The sequence below is a fragment of the Dysgonomonas sp. Marseille-P4677 genome (assembly GCF_016652235.1).
Taxonomy (GTDB): Bacteria; Bacteroidota; Bacteroidia; order Bacteroidales; family Dysgonomonadaceae; genus Dysgonomonas.
The window spans coordinates 1-7,337 of sequence record NZ_JAEPKU010000175.1 but is presented as its reverse complement, the minus strand read 5'-3'; the positions used below and the strand labels follow the sequence as shown (position 1 = coordinate 7,337).

Genomic DNA, 7,337 nt, shown 5'->3' with positions numbered 1-7,337 from the left:
AAATAGAATTTACATATGATAATGGGATCTTTTGCTTATGAATAATTAGAAATGCTAAACATTCCTCTGCTATTTTTGATAAGGAGTATTTATCTTTTCTTTGTAAGAAATATAACCCTTTTGAGAATAAAGGAAGATCGGATTCTAATTCTAAAAGGAAAGTTTCTTCGTTCATTTGACCTAAATCCAAATCAATTTCTTCCAGAATATCCCCATCGCTTTCGTCTATCTCAACAAATTTATTTTTAACAATATGATCAACTCCGTAAGCAATACCGGCTAATCCATCAAAAAAATCCTTGTCGCCATGTTTATTTAGGCTTTCATATATCTGATCCATCAACTCGTCCGCCAATTCACTGTACATTTTATTATTTGTATAACGTGCATAATAATACAAAAACAAAGTTGTACCCGTTTTTCCATTTAAGAGTCCAAAACTTTCTTGCTGCTGGATATTTATAAATACTGTGTTGGCTATTTGATTTAATATATTCTGGTACATGTCTTTCGTTGTTTTAGTTTAATAACACTTTCAAAAAAACGGATTAATTCAGGAACATGATAATCAAAACTAAACTTGTCTTTGTTTGTTAAAATATTATTTCTTATCAATTCCATCTCTTTTTTATTATAAAGTTTGGTTGCTAAATCTTCCATCTCTTTATAGAACACTCCTGCATTGTATTCTTGAAGTTGAGATTGCATAGCAACAATATGTTCAGAGTTATCCTTCTGAATCATAGGTAATCCTGCAGCAGCTAATGTACTCATTCTTGCAGGCAAGTTCAAATCATCCCAGCCAACTTTGAGCAAATCTCCATAGTTATTGCTTTCGAAAGGATGAAGCCACCCGGCATCATATCTGGAAAACTCCTTTACCCAATTTTTAGGATCACAGTAAGGATGAGCATGAAAATATTTTGGTGCAATTTTTTTTGCTCTTTTATTAAAAGAAATCTCCATATGATATAGATGAAGGTGGACCTTATGGCTTGCTAATTCTCTTATAATATTTTCGTCAATACCTATCGGTCTACCAATAACAACTGTATGTATTTCACCATCTAACTCAGATAAACATTTTGAAAAATCAGATGTAAAATAAGTTCCTTTAGGTAAGTCTCCATCTAAAATGAAAGTTGTATCTGATGGCTTGATAAATTGCTCATACCATTCTTTAGATTCTTTACTAAGAAATATTCTGCCATCAGCCATTTCATACAGCTCAATTAATTTATCCCATGTTCCATTCTGTCTGGAAATAAATGGACCCTCTTTAAAATGCCACACAAATGGGATATCTTTGCATTTTTTCAAAACTTCATGAGCTAATGGAATGGAGCCAAAATTTAGTCCTGCATATATAATATCCGGTTGAACTTCTTGAAGCTTACTTTCCCAATCTTCATACGGAATATCAATTATATTACCAAAAGGGATGGGACCGACCATTGTAAAATCAAAAGTAGGATTCTCCATCCATAGGCCAAATAGCTGACAACCTTGTTCCTCTAACGCATATATTCTTTCCGGATTATACGCCAGTTCTCCCACTAGCAAGACCTTCAATTTGGGTGTACTTATACAAGGATTTCGGAAATCTTTATATAATTCGACTTCATTCACAGAACGTCCCTTTGATCTCTTTATTTTGAGAGGCTCTTTTATGTTGTAATATTGCCTGAACAGATTCATCCCTCTATTCAATAATCTGTGGCGTTGATTCGTGTGGATTGTCCAAGAGCATGTTTCTTCATTGATATATGTAAATCTGCCTTTACTTACCAGCTTATTCCAAAACATGTCAAAGAGGTCGTCAACTACATATTCTGTTCTTTCAATCCATCTATCAGTAGTATTTTTATGTGCTGTTTGAACAAGCTGCAAGCTATACCCATGGAACAATCCATTAAATTGTTTTTTTAAATCTATACTCAGAGAGTCTTTTATTATTGATCTTGATTTAGTATATGCCAAAAAAATATCTTCCGACTTGTCCAATTCATTTTTCAATACTTCCAAATGTTCCTTATAATAAATATCATCAGAAGGTAGGTATGCAATATATTCAAATTTTGCAACATCCAATCCTTGATTAATCGTAAATCCAAGTCCTTGATTATTTGTATTTTTAAGGTAAGTAATTTTTGAATGGGGTAAATATTCCTGAATAATTTGGTCTGTACGGTCAGTCGATCCATCATTTATCACGATCAATTCCCAGTCAGAAATAGTTTGTTTGAAGAGACTTTTGATAGCTCCACGTATAAAACCAGACTGGTTGTATGTTGGCATTATAACAGTAAATCCTTTTCTTTTCATAGCTTTATTGATTTAACGTTTCGTACAATTTGAGGGCATCATGAACTGTTTTATCCATATCATTGTATTGATATGTACCAAGTCTACCAGCAAAATAGATATTATCTTCTTTCGTTGCCAACTCTTTATATTTTGCATATAACAGATTATTATGTTGAGTATTTATTGGGTAGTAGGGTTCAGACTTTTTATCCCACTTACATGGATATTCAATAGATATGACTGTTTTTGGCTGTGTTCCAAACTCAAAATGTTTGTGCTCCAATATACGTGTATGTGGCACATTTTGTTCAGTGTAGTTGACAACTGCATTACCCTGAAAGTTTTCTGTGTCTAATACTCTTTCTTCAAATTTAAGAGACCTGTATTCGAGTGCTCCATATTTATAGCTATAGTATTCATCAATCATTCCTGTATATATCGTTGTTTTTGCTAAGTCTTTTAAAGAGCGATCCTCGGTAAAATTTGTATTCAATAAAATATCAGAATGAGCAAAACATTTTTCAATAATAGGAGTATAGCCCCCAATTGGAATCCCCTGGTAAGGGTCTTCAAAATAATTATTATTGAATGTAAATCTTAGAGGAATACGATTTATAATGAAGGCTGGTAGCTTTGATGCTTCTGTTCCCCATTGTTTTTCTGTGTATCCTTTTATTAGTTTCTCATAAATATCATATCCTACAAGGCTTAATGCCTGCTCTTCCAAGTTGCTTGGATTATTTATTTCAATTTGTTGTGATTCTATTTTATGCATAGCTTCTTTAGGCGTTTTCACACCCCATAATTGATAAAATGTATTCATGTTGAAAGGGAGATTATATATCTTGTCCTGATATTTTGCTAACGGGGAATTTATATAATGGTTAAATTGACATAGTGTTTGCATAAACTCCCAAACAAATTTGTCCTTCGTATGAAAAATATGTGCCCCATATTTATGTACATTTATTCCTTCTATAGTTTGGCAATATACATTACCTCCCAAATGAGATCGTTTTTCTACAACAAGACACTTTTTATTGTTTTGTGTAGCCTTATAGGCGAAGATTGCATTAAATAGTCCACCACCAACCAGCAAATAATTATATTTATATTTTTTCATTAGACCCCAATTTATTATATGAATAATACATATTACTGCATTCCTTCCGTTATCGCTTTCCTCAATGGCATGATGAAACGTTCCAATGCTGAAATATCTTTTGTAATTATATCTGCTGTGCCTGTCATCTTTGGCAGATAAGGAAGTTTCTTATTGTAGGTTGTCATTAATTCGTTTGGCAAATCTATTTCTACTGTATACTCCGGCATTTCATTGGTAGTCACAGGCACTAAGGAGATATTCTTGACCACTCCTCTTATAATGCCAAATTCATTATCAGGGAAGTTATCGAACCGGATATTCACCTTTTGTCCTATCTCTACTCTTCCCGAACCGGCTATTGGCAGTGATGCTTTACCCAAAAAGTTGATTTCATTGGATGGTATAATATTCAGAATCTCTTCACCTCCCATGACGTTCTGATTGATAGACCAATATTTGGTAAAGGTTACTTCTCCATCGATGGGAGCAACCAATACGTAATTCAACTCCCACTGCTGTAGCTCGGCTTGTAGTTGGTTGACGTAGGTTTTTAGTTGTGTGATCAGTTTGTTTTCTTTCTCTATATCCTGATAATTGGTATCGTAGAGAGATTCTTTCATTTGCCCAATCTGTATTTCAGCATTATCAATGGACGAACAAATATTTTCATAAGACAATAAGCTTTGTAGATATTGGCTATTGGCTCCCTCAAACTCATCGTTTGATATCACTCCTTTTTTATTGAGGATGGAGTCTCTTTGAAATTGATTCTTTGCAATTATCAATTGATTGGCTACAATACCTTTTTGTTTGATTAGGTTGTTACGTTGGCTTTCATATTGTACAATTCTTTCTCTCAATATGCCAGTTTTGGTCGAAAGGTATTCCAAACGTTTATATTCTGTATATTCAAACAGTGTTAAGTAAAAAGATGAATAATTGGTTTGGAGATTGCCAAGCTTTAGATACTTGGGAGGCAAGACATATATGGTATCCGAGTACAGATCGATACTCGCCAAATACTCTTTGAGAATAAGAATATCTTTTGTATTGCCTGAGTTTTCAATTACAGCTAGATAATCTCCAACTTTGACTTGCTGATTGTCATGAACATAGAGTTCGTTGAGCTTTCCTGTTGTTTTAGCCATAATGGATGCAGGAGGAGTAGAGCCAGTAAGTACGATCTTGGATGTGATGATTTCAGGATACTTAAAGACTGCACTACCAATCAGTAAAATGACTACAGCAATAGCAACGATAGTTATACCCCAACGCAGAATCCAGGGAGGAACACTGCCAAGTACTTCCTGAAACTCTTCGCTTCGGAGTTCGATCTTATTTATTTCGTTTTTCTTCTCTTCTGACATATTAACTACCCAGCTCTAATTGGTTTTTCACTAAAGTATAGTATGCCCCTTTTTTAGCAGTAAGCTCTTTGTGAGTACCCTGTTCTACTACTTTTCCTTTTTCCAAGACGATAATATTGTCTGCTTTTTGTACCGTACTAAGTCTATGTGCCACCACGACTACTGTTTTGCCTTTGTAGAACTCGTTCAGATTATCCATTATGGTGCGTTCATTATTGGCATCCAGTGCATTGGTTGCTTCATCAAAGAAGATAAATTCAGGATTTTTATAAACAGCTCTTGCAATGAGCAAACGTTGTCTTTGTCCCTGACTTACTCCATTCCCCTCTGCTCCTATTTTACTGTTGTATTTGAGAGGCAGAGACTCAATAAACTCTTTGATATTGGCAACTTCTACAGCATGAAGTAACCGCTCTTTGTCTACGTCCTCTACTCCCACTGCAATATTGTTAGCGATAGTATCAGAGAAAATAAAACCATCTTGCATCACAGCACCCGATTTTTGTCGCCAAAGGTGCGGATTGATATCATTCAGGGCTGTATTGTCTACATTGATATTGCCTTTTAGTGGAGGATAAAAACCAAGTAGAAGTTTGATTATTGTAGTTTTACCGCTGCCACTCGAACCAACGATGGCTGTTGTTTTATTTTGAGGAATGGTAATACTCAAATCATCGAGAACATAGTCTCTGTCTGCTCCATCATAGTTGAAATAAACGTTTTCTAGACTAATCGTTCTATTCTCAGGGATACTATTAATTCTTTCTCCTATCGTTTGTTCTTCGTCTTCTTTGTTGTGTATTTCATTCAAACGCTCAAGACTTATTTTAGCATCTTGAAGAGCTTGTGCAAAACCAATAACCTGTCCAATAGGACCTGATAATTGTCCGATGATATAACTGATAGACATCATCATACCCAGAGTGATATCGCCATCAATAACAGCTTTGGCAGAAAGAAAAGAGATAACCAAAGAGGTAGTCTGACTAAAGAATACAGAACCGGTTTGCTGATATTGTCCAAGGGCTGTTCCCTTGATGCTTATTTTAAAAAGTTTTACCTGAATGCGTTCCCAACGCCAGCGTTGTTGACGTTCGCAGTTGTTGAGTTTAATCTCTTGCATACCTGTCACTAATTGAATCAAAGACCCCTGATTAGCGGATGATTGAGCGAATCGTGCATGGTCTAGTTTTCGTCTGTATCGCATAAAAGATAATACCCAAGTAACATACAAGATATTTCCTAAAATAAACACGCCTAGTATAGCTAAATTATAATAAGCGAGTATAATAGCAAAAACAAAGAAGTTGAAAAAGGAAAACAAAGTTGTCAGTGTCGTCCCTGTCATAAAAGATTGTATACGACCATGGTCGCCGATACGTTGCATAATATCTCCTACATTCTTGGAATCGAAGAAACTAAGAGGGAGCTTCATCAATTTGGATAGAAAGTCAGAGATCAAGGCTATACTGATTCGCGTATTCATATGCAGGGTGATCCAGTTTTGGATAAAACCGACTGCCATCTGTGTAATAAAAAGAATAAGTTGAGCAATCAGAACCAGTGTTACAAAGCTGATGTTGTTATTACCAATTCCCTGATCGACTACCGATTGTGTCAGAAATGGAAATATCATTGACAATACGCTACCAATAAGCATTCCAACCACTAGTTGTGCAATCTGGCTCTTATAGGGGCGAAGATATCCCCAAAAGTAGGCTAAGTTCTTTTGTTGCTTCTCATCATCATCTTCTGTGCGGTAAAAGTCCGGTGTGGGAGCTAAGAGTAATGCCGTGCCTGTATCCTTATTGTTCTCCTTGCTGCTTATCCAACATTTTTCAAAGCCTTCTCTGTTCATGGAAAATTTTACTCCTCCAGGGTCAGCGATATCTATTTTGTATTCGGTTTCATTCTTTTTCCCAAAGAGAGATCGTTTTTTCTTGATATTATAGCATACTATAAAGTGGTTTTGATTCCAATGCAGAATACAAGGTAGAGAGACATCCTCAGCCAGCTGCTCGAAAGTAATTCTTACACCATTAGTGTGGAGACCTATACTTTCGGCAGCATCACTAATCCCCAGCATGGATACTCCTTCGCGAGTAATAAAGCTTTTCTCTCGAAGGGTTTGTAGGCTATAAGTTCGCCCATAGTATTTAGCTATCATACGGAGGCAGGTCGGGCCACAGTCCATAGAGTCTAGTTGTGTATAGTGGGGGAAGGTTTTATGCATTAGTTTTTACTATATATTTGTTTCTTGCTATTTCACTTGTATAATATCGTCTCATAAAATCATATAATACTAGTTCATGTACTCGATTTTTAGACATGAAAAGCCTGTTTAACATCATATGGATATAGCTTGTCATTAGGAACTCCTGAGATAGTATAACTTTTTCCTTTTTTTGTTTCAAAAGCAATAGGTTAACTATAGTTTTTAATTTATTTGATTTATCATTAATAGGCTTGTATAATCTTATAAAATTGCTATCTGATATTTTATCATTCAGTACAGATTCTATAATATTTTTATTATTCCTAAATTTATTATTAAACTG

Annotated in this window: 6 protein-coding genes; all 6 read right to left on the bottom strand. The window is 35.0% G+C overall.

Annotated features, from left to right (window positions below; genetic code table 11):
* Window positions 1-505: lanthionine synthetase LanC family protein (locus JGH11_RS18300; protein WP_304487931.1), on the bottom strand; the 505-nt coding region annotated here is incomplete at its 3' end.
* On the bottom strand, window positions 487-2,325 hold the full coding sequence (locus JGH11_RS18295) for a glycosyltransferase family A protein (protein WP_201114207.1): 1,839 nt from the start codon (window positions 2,323-2,325) through the stop codon (window positions 487-489). The genes JGH11_RS18295 and JGH11_RS18300, both read right to left, overlap by 19 nt.
* Window positions 2,326-2,329: 4 nt before the next feature.
* On the bottom strand, window positions 2,330-3,430 hold the full coding sequence (gene glf / locus JGH11_RS18290; RefSeq protein WP_201114205.1) for a UDP-galactopyranose mutase: 1,101 nt from the start codon (window positions 3,428-3,430) through the stop codon (window positions 2,330-2,332).
* 32 nt (window positions 3,431-3,462) lie between these two features.
* Window positions 3,463-4,779 carry an HlyD family secretion protein gene (locus tag JGH11_RS18285; RefSeq protein ID WP_201114203.1) on the bottom strand — a complete coding sequence of 439 codons (1,317 nt, stop codon included), beginning with the start codon at window positions 4,777-4,779 and terminating at the stop codon, window positions 3,463-3,465.
* 1 nt (window position 4,780) lies between these two features.
* A complete protein-coding gene (locus JGH11_RS18280; protein WP_201114201.1) occupies window positions 4,781-7,012 on the bottom strand; it encodes a peptidase domain-containing ABC transporter in 2,232 nt (743 codons plus the stop codon).
* Window positions 7,005-7,337, bottom strand: a 333-nt coding sequence (locus JGH11_RS18275; RefSeq protein WP_201114199.1) for a lantibiotic dehydratase C-terminal domain-containing protein, incomplete at its 5' end; no start/stop codon positions are given. The genes JGH11_RS18280 and JGH11_RS18275, both read right to left, overlap by 8 nt.